This window comes from Paraburkholderia phytofirmans OLGA172, from assembly GCF_001634365.1.
Classification (GTDB): domain Bacteria; phylum Pseudomonadota; class Gammaproteobacteria; order Burkholderiales; family Burkholderiaceae; genus Paraburkholderia.
Genome location: NZ_CP014578.1, coordinates 971,695 through 986,703, shown reverse-complemented (window position 1 = coordinate 986,703; position 15,009 = coordinate 971,695). Strand labels below are relative to the sequence as shown.

Annotated in this window: 11 protein-coding genes; 8 read left to right on the top strand and 3 right to left on the bottom strand. The window is 60.2% G+C overall.

What is annotated here, in order from left to right; all coding sequences use genetic code 11:
* Positions 1–35: 35 nt before the first annotated feature.
* Positions 36–746, bottom strand: coding sequence for a pirin family protein (locus AYM40_RS04180; protein ID WP_063495123.1), 711 nt, complete (start codon positions 744–746; stop codon positions 36–38).
* 682 nt (positions 747–1,428) lie between these two features.
* Here AYM40_RS04180 and AYM40_RS04170 point away from each other — a divergent pair.
* The 4 genes from AYM40_RS04170 to AYM40_RS04155 all read left to right on the top strand — a co-directional run bounded on the left by AYM40_RS04170 (position 1,429) and on the right by AYM40_RS04155 (position 5,401).
* Positions 1,429–2,118 (top strand): ABC transporter permease, encoded by a 690-nt coding sequence (locus AYM40_RS04170; protein ID WP_063495121.1) that lies wholly within the window; start codon positions 1,429–1,431, stop codon positions 2,116–2,118.
* The gene (locus AYM40_RS04165) at positions 2,115–2,828 is read left to right on the top strand and encodes an ABC transporter permease (RefSeq protein WP_063495120.1); all 714 of its coding nucleotides are present in this window, start codon (positions 2,115–2,117) and stop codon (positions 2,826–2,828) included. Before AYM40_RS04170 ends, AYM40_RS04165 begins: the two co-directional genes overlap by 4 nt.
* A gap of 49 nt (positions 2,829–2,877) precedes the next feature.
* A complete protein-coding gene (locus tag AYM40_RS04160) occupies positions 2,878–3,657 on the top strand; it encodes an ABC transporter ATP-binding protein (protein WP_063495119.1) in 780 nt (259 codons plus the stop codon).
* Positions 3,658–4,246: 589 nt separating this feature from the next.
* On the top strand, positions 4,247–5,401 hold the full coding sequence (locus tag AYM40_RS04155) for a porin (RefSeq protein WP_063495118.1): 1,155 nt from the start codon (positions 4,247–4,249) through the stop codon (positions 5,399–5,401).
* Positions 5,402–5,667: 266 nt separating this feature from the next.
* Here AYM40_RS04155 and glnK read toward each other — a convergent pair whose 3' ends face one another.
* Together glnK and AYM40_RS04145 are read right to left on the bottom strand one after the other, a co-directional pair.
* The gene (gene glnK, locus AYM40_RS04150; RefSeq protein ID WP_006048444.1) at positions 5,668–6,006 is read right to left on the bottom strand and encodes a P-II family nitrogen regulator; all 339 of its coding nucleotides are present in this window, start codon (positions 6,004–6,006) and stop codon (positions 5,668–5,670) included.
* A 185-nt stretch (positions 6,007–6,191) separates the two neighbouring features.
* Positions 6,192–7,880: an NAD+ synthase gene (locus AYM40_RS04145; protein ID WP_063495117.1), complete on the bottom strand. Its 1,689-nt coding sequence runs from the start codon at positions 7,878–7,880 to the stop codon at positions 6,192–6,194.
* Between the two features lie 134 nt (positions 7,881–8,014).
* Between AYM40_RS04145 and AYM40_RS04140 the strand changes: the two genes are divergently transcribed.
* From AYM40_RS04140 to AYM40_RS04125, 4 genes are all read left to right on the top strand, one after another.
* Positions 8,015–9,184 (top strand): GNAT family N-acetyltransferase, encoded by a 1,170-nt coding sequence (locus AYM40_RS04140; RefSeq protein ID WP_063495116.1) that lies wholly within the window; start codon positions 8,015–8,017, stop codon positions 9,182–9,184.
* Positions 9,185–9,193: 9 nt separating this feature from the next.
* Positions 9,194–9,520 carry a GIY-YIG nuclease family protein gene (locus tag AYM40_RS04135; protein WP_063495115.1) on the top strand — a complete coding sequence of 109 codons (327 nt, stop codon included), beginning with the start codon at positions 9,194–9,196 and terminating at the stop codon, positions 9,518–9,520.
* Positions 9,521–9,691: 171 nt separating this feature from the next.
* Complete coding sequence (locus AYM40_RS04130; protein ID WP_063495114.1) at positions 9,692–11,995, top strand: type VI secretion system Vgr family protein; 2,304 nt, start codon at positions 9,692–9,694, stop codon at positions 11,993–11,995.
* 166 nt (positions 11,996–12,161) lie between these two features.
* Complete coding sequence (locus AYM40_RS04125; RefSeq protein ID WP_236720892.1) at positions 12,162–14,750, top strand: glycoside hydrolase family protein; 2,589 nt, start codon at positions 12,162–12,164, stop codon at positions 14,748–14,750.
* Positions 14,751–15,009: the final 259 nt, after the last annotated feature.

Here is a 15,009-nt window from a genome sequence, read left to right as displayed (position 1 = left end):
GTCCGGTGATCGGCGCTTACCGCGCCTATCCGCACTTACCCATTGAGCAGGCCGAGATCGAACAGCAGCACTTCGGCGTTCTCGCCCTTTTCAAGCGTCACCGTATCGGTCTCGCTGAGCTTGGCGGCGTCGCCGGCCTGGAGCGCTTCGCCATTCACAGTCAGCGCTCCGCGCGCCACGTGCACATACGCCAGCCGGCCTTTCGGCAACGCGAACGCAGCCTGTTCCGCGCCGTCGATCAGCGCCGCGTAGATCGAGGCATCCGCATGAATCGTGACGGAACCGTCCCGGCCGTCGGGCGAGGCGACCACGCGCAGACGCCCGCGCTTGTCAGCATCGTCGAAGCGTTTTTCCTCGTAGCCGGGCTGGTCGCCCGCGCGTTGCGGGATCACCCAGATCTGCAACAGGTGCGCCGGTTCGTCCTGCGAGGCATTGAACTCGCTGTGCTGCACGCCCGTGCCGGCGCTCATGCGTTGCACGTCGCCGGGACGGATGGTCGAGCCGTTGCCCATGCTGTCGCGGTGCGCGAGCGCGCCTTCGAGCACATAGGTAACGATTTCCATGTCCCGATGGCCGTGCGTGCCGAAGCCCTGGCCGCCGGCGATGCGGTCCTCGTTGATCACCCGCAGCGGTCCGAAATGCACGTGTTGCGGGTCGCGGTAGTCGGCAAACGAGAAGCTGTGATACGAGTCGAGCCAGCCGTGATTGGCGTGGCCGCGTTCATCGGAACGGCGAATCTCGATCATGGGGGTCTCCCTGTGAGTAAATGGCGATGCACAGAATGTAGGGGCGCGAAGCCCGCTAAACAATCGGCGACGGCGCACCGGATCGTTTCATAAATCCGTGCAATCGTGCGCCGGCCGCGTCCCGCACTGGCGCGCCGCCCCTGTTCGGGTAAAATACCGCCCTTTTCGAGATGCGTGGGCGCGGAAGGCGCGCCGGCGGCCGGGCTCGCGATAAGACGGCGGCGGGTTTCGGCCCTTCGCCAAATCCGCTTGATACGCCCAAAAGACATCGGCGGAACCAAAGCGGGACCGAAGCAAAACCCATACGCGGCACAGGTCACTGAGTTGGTCACTGAGTTGGTCACTGAGTTGGTCACTGAGTTGGTCACTGAGCGGGCCTCCAGCCCAGCGGCCGGTCAGGCAATCAGCAACACGCAGCACCCGCGAAACTCGGGGCTCGCCCGCATGGGCTTTCCCGAGGCTTCGTAATACAGTCGGCAATAGCATCAAAAGCAGCATCAACCCCGATTCAAAACCAGAGTCGACAAGCGCGCTGCAAGACCGGTAACGGTCGTGCAGTCATGATTTGCACAGCGGTGCGCTGTGCGCCGCAGGAAACGGCGAGCCCAGGCTCGCGGCAAACGCGGTGCAGAGCTGGCCGCGTCTTTCGCGGTGCGTCGCAAACGCATCGTCAAGGACCCATATGTTCCTTCAAGGCTACGGCCCGCTGCTTCTAAACGGCACCTGGCAAACCGTCAAACTGGCGGTGTTGTCGCTGGCGTTCGCTTTCGTGCTGGGCCTGCTCGGCGCGGCGGCGAAACTGTCGAAGAACCGCTTCTCCTATGGTGTCGGCACCGTCTACACGACGCTCGTGCGCGGCGTGCCCGACCTGGTGCTGATGCTGCTGCTGTTCTACAGCATCCAGATCTGGCTGAATAACCTGACCGACCTGCTCGGCTGGGACCAGATCGACATCGACCCGTTCGTGGCCGGCGTCGCCGTGCTGGGCTTCATCTACGGCGCGTACTTCACCGAGACCTTCCGCGGCGCGTTTCTCGCCGTGCCGCGCGGCCAGCTCGAAGCGGGCGCGGCCTACGGCATGACCGGCTGGCAGGTGTTCTCGCGGGTGATGTTCCCGCAGATGATGCGCTTCGCGCTGCCTGGCATCGGCAACAACTGGCAGGTGATGGTCAAGGCCACAGCGCTGGTGTCGATCATCGGTCTCGCGGATGTGGTCAAGGCCTCGCAGGATGCGGGCAAGGGCACGTTGCGGTTCTTCTTCTTCACCCTGCTTGCAGGGGCGATCTATCTCGTCATCACCACAGTGTCCAACTTCGTGCTGATGTACCTCGAAAAGCGTTACTCGACCGGCGTGCGAAAGGCGGATCTATGATCGAGATCATTCAGGAATACTGGCGCAACTATCTTTATAGCGACGGCTACCGCCTCACCGGCGTCGTGATCACGCTGTGGCTGCTGGTGGTGTCGATCGGGCTCGGCTTCTGCCTGTCGATCCCCCTTGCGGTCGCGCGCGTGTCGAAGAAGAAATGGCTCGCCAGTCTGGTGTGGCTGTATACATATATCTTTCGCGGCACGCCGCTCTACGTTCAGCTGCTGCTCTGCTACACCGGCTTGTACAGCCTCGAAATCATCCGCAACCACGATCTGACCAACGCGTTCTTCCGCGACGGCATGCATTGCACGCTGCTCGCGTTCACGCTGAACACCTGCGCGTACACCACCGAGATTTTCGCGGGCGCGATCAAGGCCACGCCGTATGGCGAGATCGAAGCGGCGCGCGCGTATGGCATGTCGTCGTTCACGTTGTACCGGCGAGTGATTCTGCCGTCGGCGCTGCGCCGCGCGTTGCCGTACTACAGCAACGAAGTGATCCTGATGCTGCACGCCACCACCGTCGCGTTCACCGCGACCGTGCCGGACATTCTCAAGATCGCGCGCGACGTGAACTCGGCCACGTACCAGTCGTTCAATGCGTTCGGCCTCGCCGCCCTGCTCTATCTGTCGATTTCGTTTGCGCTCGTGTGGCTGTTCCGCCGCGCCGAGCGCCGCTGGCTCGCTTACCTGCGGCCGCAAGGCAAGTAACCAAGAAGGGCACTGTGCCTCCAGGCAAGCAAGCCCGCCAAGGATCCCGATGAACACCAAGAAGCAAAAGCTCTTCGTCGACGAGCTTCACAAACAGTACGGCGACAACGAAGTCCTCAAGGGCGTGTCGCTGAAAGCCAACGCCGGCGACGTGATCAGCGTGATCGGCTCGTCGGGGTCAGGCAAGAGCACGATGCTCCGCTGCATCAACTTCCTCGAGCAGCCAAACGCCGGGCGCATCTTTGTCGACGGTGAAGAAGTCCGCACGCAGACCGGCAACGCCGGCGCGCTGCGCGTGTCCGACCCGAAGCAGTTGCAGCGCGTGCGCACCAAGCTGTCGATGGTGTTCCAGCACTTCAACCTGTGGTCGCATATGAACGTGCTCGAGAACATCATCGAGGCGCCGCTCAACGTGCTGGGTCTGAAGCGCAAGGAGGCCGAAGAGCGGGCGCGCGAGTATCTCGATAAAGTGGGCCTCGCGCCTCGTCTCGAGAAGCAGTACCCGTCGCATCTGTCGGGCGGTCAGCAGCAACGCGTGGCGATCGCGCGCGCGCTGGCCATGCATCCGGACGTGATGCTGTTCGACGAACCGACTTCCGCGCTCGATCCCGAGCTGGTCGGTGAAGTGCTCAAGGTCATGCAGACGCTGGCCGAAGAAGGCCGCACGATGATCGTCGTCACTCATGAAATGGCGTTCGCGCGCAACGTGTCGAATCACGTGATGTTCCTGCATCAAGGCCGCGTCGAAGAAGAAGGCCACCCGGACGAAGTCTTCAGGAACACGAAGAGCGAACGGCTCAAGCAGTTCCTCTCCGGCAGCCTCAAATAAGACCGTCGTACAGCTCGCTGTTTGGGCTGTAGTCAAAATAGCATTACAAGGCGCTTACGAGCGCCTTTTTTACTTCGCTTACCTGCATATTCCGGCCGTTCTGGCCTCGAAAATGGGCCCGAACCTGGCCTGCACACCCTCCTCCCGCCTACTCTGCCGCATTTGAAGCGTCAATAGTGGCAATCCTTAACGTTGTTCGTCCCAATCCATGATTCCCTTGCGGCATAAGGGTTTCCCGCCTTTTCGTGGACGTTGCAACAATTCCCTGCACACATTCGTATTGCAATTTGGAGACACCGGCCTAGGCCGGACCTAATTTCTTCTCCCACTCCAGGGTATTTTTGATAAATTAGTAACCAAAGTAGCAAAACAAAGTTCATTAAAAGTAGTTTCACTTCAAAGCAACAGAGGAGAACCGGTCGGCGAGGGATCGGCATGGCGCGAAGAATAGCCCACTGAGGCTATCCGTCACGGCAGGGGACCCAATCCACCCGCTAATCTCCCTGGTACTGATTTCTGTTCGGCGCGCTTGTGTCCGAACACCATTCGCAGTACTGGGTTTCACTTTTGACAGGGTATGGAGGAGAAGATGAAGAAAGCTTTGCTCGCCGCTGCGCTGATGACAGCCGGTGTAGTTGCGCACGCCCAAAGCAGCGTGACGCTGTATGGCCGCCTTGACGCTGGCCTTGAATACATGTCGGGCGTTCCGCAAGGCGTCGGTGCAAACGGTCAGGCAACGAGCAGCACGAACCGTTTCAAAGCAGAAAGCGGCGACTGGGGTACCAGCCTGTGGGGCATGAAGGGCGTTGAGGACATCGGCGGCGGCAACAAGGTCCTGTTCCAGTTGGAAGGCTCCTTCAATACCATGACGGGTGCGGGCCCTAGCGGCGGCGGCCTCTTCAATCGCTGGGCAACGGTCGGTTTGGCGAACGACCAGTACGGTACGTTCACGATGGGCCGCATGCTCTTCATCTCGAACGGCGTGTGGGACTTCGACCCGTTCGGTCAATCGAACTGGTCGTCAGCGTCGCTGGTGCGTGGCCGCAACTGGCCGCAATCGAGCAATAACTTCGCATACCAGTCGCCGAAGATCGCAGGCTTTGACTTCTACGGTCAATACGCCCTGTCGAACGCGACGAACTGGAACGGTAACAACCCGAATGGTCAGGGTCGTGAAGCCGGCGCACAGATCACCTACACAAGCTCGCTGTTCCAGATTCGCGGTCTGTACGACGAAATTCGCAACCCGGCCAACGGTGTTCTGTACGGTCCGGCTGCCGCCACTCCGGCCAATGCGGCTAACATCGCCACCGGCGTGTTCGCGGCATCGCGCGAATACTCGGCTCTCGTGAATGTGTTCCTCGGCCAGTTCAAGGTTCAGGCCGCTTACCAGGCGATCCGTTCGGCAAGTGCTACGGGCGTTCTGCCGGGCCAGCCGACCACCCTCGATCACGAATGGGGCGGCGTAACGTGGCAAGCAACGCCGGCTGCAGCACTGATCGCAGCGGTGTACCACGTCAACGGCAACAATGGCGCGGGCAATGCAACGATCTACACGATTGGCGGTTCGTACAACCTGTCCAAACGCACGCTGCTGGATATCCAGCTCGCTACGGCACGTAACAGCAAGAATGCTAACTTCGGCCTGAATGCTGACAACGCCGGCACGTCCGCCGCAACGGACAACCCGCTGCCGGGTCACCAGCAGTCGGGCGTGTACGCAGGTATTCAACACTCGTTCTAATCGAACGGTGTCCCCCAAAGGGACTTCCTTCGGGGCGCCCCCCAAGGGGACTTCCTTCGGGGCGTAGTCACAAGTTCTTCACGAGAGTCTTTTTCACGCTGCTGCGAGAGGCGCGTATCGGTGCGATGTCCGAAAGGGTATCGCACCGTTTTTTATTGGGGCGCGCGGTTTTGCCACTGCCCAGGCGCACCGGATCGGTGCGCGCGTTGCGCGAAAGCCTATACCGCCGCTTTAACGCCGTGTTTTAACAGTGCGAGTCGAACTGCTCAAACGGCCGCTTCGTTCTCCTCACCCGTGCGAATCCGGATCACACGCTCCACGTCCGCGACGAAAATCTTGCCGTCGCCGATCTTGCCGGTGCGCGCCGCGCCGATGATCGCGTCGATCACCTGATCGCACTGGTTGTCCGCGACCACCACTTCGATCTTCACTTTAGGCAGAAAGTCGACCACATACTCTGCACCACGGTAGAGCTCGGTGTGGCCTTTTTGCCGGCCGAAACCCTTGACTTCGGTTACGGTCAGCCCCGTAAGGCCGACTTCAGCGAGCGCCTCGCGCACTTCGTCAAGTTTGAACGGTTTGATGACTGCAGTGATGCGCTTCATGGCGGACCTCATCTCGTGATTGGAAGGTTGAAAGGGGCATCGATGATTTTTATTCTACGCTGCGCCGGATGCGTTGCGGCGGTCCGGCGGTCCGGCGGTCCGGCGGTCCGGCGATCCGGCGATCCGGCGATCCGGCGCGCGCTTCCGGTCTGCTACGGGGTAAATCCGCAGCAACCGTTCGCTTCTTACTGAACCGGCTCGGTGTAGCGCGACGTAATCGGATAGCGCCAGTCGCGGCCGAACGCGCGATGCGTGACGCGAATGCCGATCGGCGCCTGACGGCGTTTGTACTCGTTGATCTTGATGAGGCGCGTAACGCGTTTCACGTCGTCGACCGCGTAGCCCGCCGCGATGATTTCGGCAAGCGAGCGGTCCTCTTCCATGTACATGCGCATGATCGCGTCGAGCACTTCGTACGGCGGCAAGCTGTCCTGATCGGTCTGGTTCTCGCGCAGTTCCGCCGACGGCGCGCGCGTCAGAATCCGCTCGGGGATCACGTCCTGCTTGCCGAAGGTGGTCGCCTGGTTGCGGTAATGGCACAGCTTGTAGACCAGCGTCTTGGCGATGTCCTTGATCACCGCGAAGCCGCCGGCCATGTCGCCGTATAACGTGCAGTAACCCACCGCCATCTCGCTCTTGTTGCCGGTGGTCAGCACGATCGAACCGAACTTGTTCGACAGCGCCATCAGCAAGGTGCCGCGAATGCGAGCCTGAATGTTTTCTTCGGTGGCGTCTTCGGCGCGGCCGGCGAACTCATCGGCGAGCGAGCCGCGGAACGCGTCGAACATCGGCGCGATCGCGATTTCGTCGTAGCGCACGCCGACGCGGCGGGCCATATCGGCGGCGTCGGTGGTGGAAATGTCCGCGGTGTAGCGCGACGGCATCATCACCGCGCGCACGCGGTCGGCGCCCAGCGCGTCGACTGCGACGGCCAGCACCAGCGCCGAATCCACGCCGCCCGAGAGGCCGATCAGCGCGCCCGGGAAACCGTTCTTATTGATGTAGTCGCGCACGCCCATCACGAGCGCGGCGTACACCTGCGCTTCGAGCGAGAGTTCGGGTGCGATCGCGGCAGGCAGCGGTTTGCCGCCATCGAACTCGACAATCGCGTTGCCTTCCTCGAACTGGGCCATCTTCGCGATCAGTTCGCCGTTTTCATCGAGCACGAACGAACCGCCGTCGAACACCAGTTCGTCCTGCGCGCCGACCATGTTCACGTAGACCATCGGCAACCCGGTCTCGCGAATCCGCGCGCGCAGAATGTCGAAGCGCACTGCTTCCTTGTTCAGGTGATACGGCGAGCCGTTCGGAATCAGCAGCACTTGCGCGCCCGCCGCCTTCGCCATTTGCGCAGCCGACGCATGCCACGCGTCCTCGCAAATCACCACGCCGTACTTCACGCCGTCCAGTTCGAACACGAACGGCTGCGGGTCGGAAGCGAAGTAGCGTTTCTCGTCGAACACCTCGGTATTCGGCAAATCCTGCTTGCGATAGGTGCCGGCCACCTCCCCGTCCACGATCAGCGAGGCGGCGTTGAAGGTGTCGACCGGCGGCACGCCGCGCTCAATCGGCGCGTTTGCATTACCATGGCCGTTTGCCGTATCGCGCAGCGGGTGGCCGACGATCACATGCAAGCCCGTGAAGGGCTTCAGTTGCGTGGCCAGATCGGCGAGCGCCGCCGCACTCGCGGTGTAGAACGCGGGACGCAGCAACAGATCTTCGGGGGGATAGCCGGATAGCGCGAGTTCAGGCGCGATCAGCAGCTTCGCACCATCGTTGTGCGCGGCGCGTGCGGCAGCGACAATCTTCGCGACGTTGCCGGCGAAGTCGCCGACGGTGACATTGATTTGAGCAAGAGCGATTCGGGTCTTCATGGCAGGATCGACAGACAAGCCAGGTGGCTTGCGAGTACCGCGGCTGGTTAGCTCGACGGCAACGGACAAATCGGATAAACGAACGACGCACCGCTTAAACGCGCCGCGCCGCTCATTGGAAACAGTCACACAGATTGAACCAGGAACGCTTTGATTATCGCACGGGCATTCTGGCGTCGCCCTCCGAGGTGGACGCCGCCGAATGGAATGCCCTCCTTGCGCAGCAGACACAGCCCACGCCGTTTCTGCGGCACGAGTTCTTGAGCGCGCTCTCCGCGACCCGATGCGCGGTCGCCGATACCGGCTGGGCGCCGCAATTCGTCACGCTCACGGATCCGCGCACCGGCAAGCTCGCGGCGGCCGCGCCCGTGTATCTGAAAGGGCACTCGTACGGCGAATACGTCTTCGACTGGGCCTGGGCCGATGCGTACAAACGCAACGGCCTGCCGTATTACCCGAAGCTGCTGTGCGCGGTGCCGTTCACACCGGTGCAAGGCAACCGGCTGTTGTCGGCGGATACGCATGCGCTCAGACATCTGGCGGCAACGCTGATGGCGTTCGCCGAGCAAGCCGACGTATCGTCGCTGCACGTGCTGTTTCCGACCGAAACGGAAGGCGCCGCGCTGACCGACATGGGTATGATGCAACGCGAAGGCGTGCAATTCCACTGGCTGAACGACGGCTATCGCGACTTCGACGATTTCCTCTCCACGCTCGAACAGAAGAAACGCAAGAACATCCGCGCCGAGCGTCGCAAGGTCCAGGAAGCCGGCGTGACGATGCGTCGGATTCGCGGCGAAGATATCCAGGACGCCGACTGGCGATTCTTCAGCAAGTGTTACCGGCAAACCTATCGCGAACACTTTTCGAGTCCGTATCTGAACCTCGATTTCTTCCGGATGATCGGCGCGTCGATGCCGGAAAATCTGCTGCTGGTGATCGCCGAATACGAAGGCAAGCCGATCGCCAGCTCGCTCGTGGTGTATCAACGCGATGAGAAAACCGGCGGCACCTTGTACGGCCGCTACTGGGGCGCGCTCGAACATGTGCCCTGCCTGCACTTCGAAACGGCGTACTACCAGCCGCTCGAATTCTGCATCGAAGAAAAGCTCGGGGCGTTCGAAGGCGGCGCCCAGGGCGAGCACAAGATGGCGCGCGGTTTTTTGCCGACGGTGACGCGCTCGGCGCATTGGCTCGCGCATCCGGCCTTCGCCGATGCGGTCGGCCACTTTCTCGACAACGAAAAGAACAGCATCCACGCGTATGTGGACGAGCTGCGCGAACACAATCCGTTCAAAGGTTGACGCGTACCCATGGCGTGGTTTCTGTATCTGCTCGAATGCTCGGACGGCAGCGTCTATACCGGCATTGCTACCGACGTGCAGGCGCGCTTCGACAAACACCTGAGCGGCACGGGCGCGCGCTATACGCGTTCGCGCAAGCCGGTGCAGGTGCTGGCGTCGTTTGAGTTGGCGGACAGGTCCAGTGCGTCGCGCGCGGAGTATTGGGTCAAACGTTTGCAGCCCTCCGACAAGCGTGCACTGGCCGCGGGACTCCGTACGCTCGAATCGGTGCTGCCCTTGGCCGAGCCCGAGCCGGTTGCCGCCGAGGAAACGGAAGACGCAGCCGGCGCCTCCTGACGGCCTACCCCCAATGGCACGGCATCTAAAGCGCGCCGCCTGTTTCAGATCCCCTCCGCCCGTTTTTCGCTACCCGCAGTTTCAGACAAGTCCGATTGCGCGCGTGATGCCTCCCTATGCATTCTCGGCAGACGTTGATCTGTCGCGATATATAAGTGGGAGACGCAAAAAATGGAGAACCCAAACGGGCATGGCATAGCCCGCCGAGGTCAGCACTATTTCCTCGAAGTGCTGGGAGATGAACAGGTCAAGGATATTTCGGTCGTTTCGTTCAGCGCTCTCGAAAAGATGGGACAGCCGTACTGGATCGATATCGTCGCGACCCATCCGGAGAAACTGAAACGAGACGTTATCCTCGGACATGAGGCAAAGTTCAAGCTCGCGCCTGAAGACGGCGGCGAGCCACGCGTATTCTGGGGGCGCGTGACACGCTTTTCGCACGTGCAGACGACGAACGATTGCAGCACCTATGAGATCGTTGTCGAACCGCATATCGCCTGCCTCACCCTGCGCACCACGCAGACCTATCAGCACCAGAGCGCGCCCGAGATTATCGAATCGATCTTGCGGCGCAATGGCCTCGCGGGCCATCAGTTCACATTCAAGCTGCGTCGCCAATACCCTCAGCATCCGTTCCGGTTCCAGTATCAGACGGGTGACTGGCGCTTCATCAATATCCTGATGCAGCAAGAGGGCATCTACAGCTACATCGTGCCAGGCGAGCACGGGGATGTCGTCGTGTTTGGAGACGACATCGACCACTACATCTACCAGCCCACCCTGACTGCGCCATACAGGCCAATGTCGGGGCTGGCGACGGACGCCGAGTCCGTGTTCGCGCTGCGCTCGCATGCCGAGCTGGTGCCCGAGTCGTTCGTTGTAGCCGACTACAACCCCGATCAGGCGTGGGAGCGCCTCAAGGCAGAGGCCAATGTCGCCCGCAAGGACACGACGACATTCGGCGAGCCGTATATCTACGGTACGCATCATGTGGACGCTGACGGCGCGCGATGGGAAGCGCAGTTACGTCACGAGGCGGCAATTGCATGGCAGGTCGTGTACGAAGGTGAAAGCAACGTTCACAGCTTGTGTGTCGGCCGGATTCTGCGCACCGATGCGCAGTTGCCTGACGCGCCAGACGGCCACGTCATGATCGAAGTCACCCACACTGGCGCGCGTGACAAACCCTATCGCAACACCTACCAGGCGATCCCCTCTGGGCGGCGCTTTCGCCTGAAGATCGACGATGACACGTGGCCGAAAATTATCGGTTCACTGAGCGCCCGCGTCACGTCGCCGGGCCAGTACAAGTACGCGTACCTGACGCAGCAGGGCTATTACGTGGTGCGCTTCGACTGCGATTTTGGCGAATGGCCTGCCGGTGGCGAGAGCGTGCCGCTGCGCCTCGCGAAACCGTTCGCGGGCGGCCTGCAAACAGGCTTCCACTTCCCTGCCGTCGAAGGGACGGAAGCCATCATCGAATTCCGGGACGGCGATCCGAATAAGCCTTACATCGCTGCGTTCCATCACAACAGCCAGCAGCTTGACCTGATTACCAATCAGGACCGTTGGATGTCTCGCAACGTCATTCACACGCAGGGCGACAACAAGCTCCAGTTTGAAGACTGGGAAAGTCAGGAACACGCCAAGTTTTCCACCCGGCATTCGGGCAAAAGCCAGTTGACCTTGGGGTATATCGTCAACGGCAACCGTGAGCATCGCGGCAGCGGCTTCGAACTGCGCACCGATGCCCAGGGTGCAGTGCGTGCTGGTGGCGGCCTGATGCTTTGCAGCGATATACAGCCGCAGGCAGGCGGCAAGCAGACGGACATGGTGGAAGCCATGCAGCAGTTTCAGGCACTACAGGTAAAGGCGCAGGGGCTGGCCGACCTGGCGAACACGGCAAAGGCCGAGATTGCCGACCTGAAGGCCGAAAACGAATGGCTGAAGAACAGCGTGAACGAGCTGAAGGAGGCCGTCATGCTGCTGTCCTCGCCGAAGGGCATCGCTGTTGCGACGGCAGATCGCGTGTCGGTTGCAGCGGGTAAGGATGTGAATGTGACGACAGGCTCATGCTTCAACGTGAGCGCCCTGAAGAGCATCGTCATGGCGGCCGAAAGCGCGCTGTCGCTGTTCGCGCATACCCTCGGCATCAAGCTGTTTGCGGCGCGCGGCAAGGTCCAGATCCAGGCGCAAAGCGACGAGCTTGATATGGCGGCCCTGAAGGATATCAAGATAACCAGCTCGAACGGCAAGCTCATCCTCTCGGCAAAAGATGAGGTCTGGATTGGCGCGGGCGGTTCATACGTCCGTATCACCCCCAGCAACATCACTAACGCCACACCTGGCGAATGGATCGAAAAGGCGGTGTCGTTTCAGAAGGACACCCCGGATTCGGCAATGGTCAAAGAAGGGGTCCCGTGGACGACCGATCTGCCGGATACGGGCGCTCACGGTTCACGATTTTCCGGCTGACGGCGTTGCGTCGAACCCGACTTACCGACCATTACCACTACCACACCTGACAAGCATGCCCCCACAAGCTCATCCGCACCCAGAACCAGCATCGGCCTCCGCGCCAACCCCAGAGACCTCCCCGCTGACGTGGCGCTATCCATTTCCAGACAGGGACAACAAGGAAGTGACCAGCCCGCAGACCTTCTATCAGGCACTGGCCGGAATGGAAGACGGCTTTTTCCCGCTGGGGGTCAATGGGTTTCCGCACGGTGGTATCCACCTGAACAACAGCGTCGGTATGTTCGAGACAAAGGACGGCGTGCGTTGCATCGCTGACGGATATATCGTCGCCTACAAGATCGATGACGCCTATCCGCACCTTCAATTCAAGGACGGCAAGTGGGCCATGTATTCGACCGGGTTCGTGCTGGTACGCCATACGCTGACGCTGCCACCCGCGCCCAACAGCACGGGCGTACAGCCAGCTGACGAGTCACAAGATATCTACAGTCTCTACATGCACACGGCGGACTGGGCGAACTATCTGGCCGATGAGAAGCTGAAGCGCCCGTGGTGGTGGCTGGATGTTAACGCGTTCCGCGTTCAAAACAGGGATCATCAGATGGCCCCGCCCGAGGGAGGCACGACCGGGGCGGCTGGCGCGCTTGTCTGGACGGAGCCGAAGGCGGGTAAGAAGGCCGGAAGCTTCACGGCGGGCGAACAGGTCGGCTTCTTGCCTGAAGGCAGCGAGGTCATCATCAGCGAGACGCGCGGCCAGTGGGTACGCATCAAGACCATCACCGCGGGTCATATGATCAGTCCGGTCAATGGCGGCTATTTCGGATGGGAAGACCAGAATGTGCCGTGGAAAAGTGAAGCCGATAGCGCGAAAGTCACGCCTAAAGACGACTGGGGCTGGCTGTACAAGCCGAACCTGCACGGGATCAAGGAACCGGACCCGGTAGGGCTGGTGGTGATTCCCCCGAAGCCAGCATTCGTCAAAGCCGGAACGTCGCTCGGCCAGATCGGTGAGTATCACGATTACGAGCGCGCGACGCCGCTGCCACCTGCGCCGAAGCGCCAGCTTTTGCATCTTGAAGTATTCGCCGACGATGGTTTCAGCGCGTTTCTGGACAAAAGCCGCGCGCGGTCGGCGCACCTACCCGTCGATCAGCGGACACTTCTGGTGATAAATGTGGGTGCAAAACTGGTGAAAGACATCCCTCCGGCGGATTGCAAGTTGTGCGACTGGCATCCCCTGTATCGGGCTGATGTGACACCGGACAGTCCGGCAAGCGGTCCCTGGGTTAAGGTGCAACCGCGATATAACGACTCGACCACGGCCCTGCTTATGCCCGGGGGGCCACCTGTATGGATTGAGCGCGAGAAGCTCGCAACCGCAACGGCCACAACACCAGCCTGGAGCCAGTTCCCGCTTAGCCTGCAAAAGGTGGCCGACCCGGCAAACGCATTTATGCTGGTGTATCCGCGCAGTCAACTCGACGGATTGAGCGCACGGGACAAGGCTGTTGACGACGGCAAGACACAATGGTGGCGTGTGAAGTTTGGCAATGCAGACGGACACACAGCTACGGGCTGGGTCCGCGAAAGGGATCATCCCGGTACACAGTGGCAAAGTCCGTGGGCATGGCCTGGCTTTGAGAGGGTCGACGCCACCGGTATCGATCTCGCGGATGCCTTCAGGCGCAACTTGGTCCTCACCGGTGTGGCGGACTGGAAGGAACAGAAGGAATTCGCGCCATCGATCACGGCAGTCAATGGCAGTCCGTTGTTGCAGAAACTAGAACAGACGATTTCAAAGCTGGCTCCCCCTCCGGGCTACGGCGCCGGTAGCAAGCCCAAACAGGAGAATCCTGCTGGCAAGGTCACGGCCACGGCCATGCAGGCCGCAATGCGCACACCATGGCTCGCGCAGGCGCTATCGCACGTGATCCTGCGCTACGAAAGCGAATGGGGCGGTGACATGTCGCGATGGGACGCAATTACGCCGCTGATGCGAAACGCAAAGGACAATTGGTTGGTCGAATTGCAGCGCATCCGCAAGCTGCAATGGTGGAACGCGGTGAAGGGCAAGATTGCAGGTTTTCCTGCCAGCGCAACGGTGCTGCATATTCATCCGATTGCACTGACCGCGAATTTCATGTCGGCAGGAAGCGCGAAGTCAATCTCCGAAGACGGGATTTTTTTCATATTTAAACAAGAGGCACTTGCTGGGGTCACCAATAGACTTCACTGGCCTGGCGGTAACAGCGGGGTAACCTTAGGTGCCGGTTATGACATGAAAGCGCGTTCGGCCGAGAGTATCGTTAGTGATATGAAGTCTATTGGCGTGAATGATGCGGCAGCACACGCAATCTCTGCCGCTGCTGGACTTAGCGGGCACGCCGCGCTCGATTTCTGCAAGAAAAACCTCGGCCTTGTCAATCTTAGCGATGAAAAACAGGTTGATCTGCTCAGGAAAACCGTACCTGCTTACGAAAAAATGGTCATCAAAGCAATAAAAATCGACCTTCTGAAACATGAATTCGATGCGCTCGTTAGTTACGCCTACAACCCGGGTGGAGGATGGGCGAGCGTAACAAATTTTATAAATCACATAAACATTGAGCAAGCAATGAATAACATAAAAAAATACACTACATCGGGCGGCGTCGCATTCGATGGACTTGTAAAAAGGCGGGCCGACGAGGTTACTCTGTACACCACAGGCAGATACGAATTTCACGGCGACCCGCTCCCGCCCCGTCAGTAATATTCAAACAATTTTTTCGAAATTTATATGAATAATCGCCTGTCCCGATGGTTGCTAATTTTCCTGACGTGCATGCCCTCGGCAGGGTCAACGCACGCTTTCGCGGAGACACTGCCGAAAGAGTTAATTGGCCAGTGGCAAGTGCAGGAGGTCCACACCAATACAGCCTCTGGTCGGACTTCGCAATATGCGTGGAATGACCCCAGACTAAGATGGCGCATATTTAATTTTAAAAATAAAGTCGTAGAAAACAATACAT

What these genes read in the sequence shown, in the direction of transcription:
- AYM40_RS04135 (WP_063495115.1), top strand. Translation starts at nt 9,194, where the DNA reads ATGGCGTGGTTTCTGTATCTGCTCGAATGCTCGGACGGCAGCGTCTAT.
- AYM40_RS04180 (WP_063495123.1), bottom strand. Translation starts at nt 746, where the DNA reads ATGATCGAGATTCGCCGTTCCGATGAACGCGGCCACGCCAATCACGGC.
- AYM40_RS04160 (WP_063495119.1), top strand. Translation starts at nt 2,878, where the DNA reads ATGAACACCAAGAAGCAAAAGCTCTTCGTCGACGAGCTTCACAAACAG.
- AYM40_RS04130 (WP_063495114.1), top strand. Translation starts at nt 9,692, where the DNA reads ATGGAGAACCCAAACGGGCATGGCATAGCCCGCCGAGGTCAGCACTAT.
- AYM40_RS04145 (WP_063495117.1), bottom strand. Translation starts at nt 7,880, where the DNA reads ATGAAGACCCGAATCGCTCTTGCTCAAATCAATGTCACCGTCGGCGAC.
- AYM40_RS04165 (WP_063495120.1), top strand. Translation starts at nt 2,115, where the DNA reads ATGATCGAGATCATTCAGGAATACTGGCGCAACTATCTTTATAGCGAC.
- AYM40_RS04155 (WP_063495118.1), top strand. Translation starts at nt 4,247, where the DNA reads ATGAAGAAAGCTTTGCTCGCCGCTGCGCTGATGACAGCCGGTGTAGTT.
- glnK (WP_006048444.1), bottom strand. Translation starts at nt 6,006, where the DNA reads ATGAAGCGCATCACTGCAGTCATCAAACCGTTCAAACTTGACGAAGTG.
- AYM40_RS04170 (WP_063495121.1), top strand. Translation starts at nt 1,429, where the DNA reads ATGTTCCTTCAAGGCTACGGCCCGCTGCTTCTAAACGGCACCTGGCAA.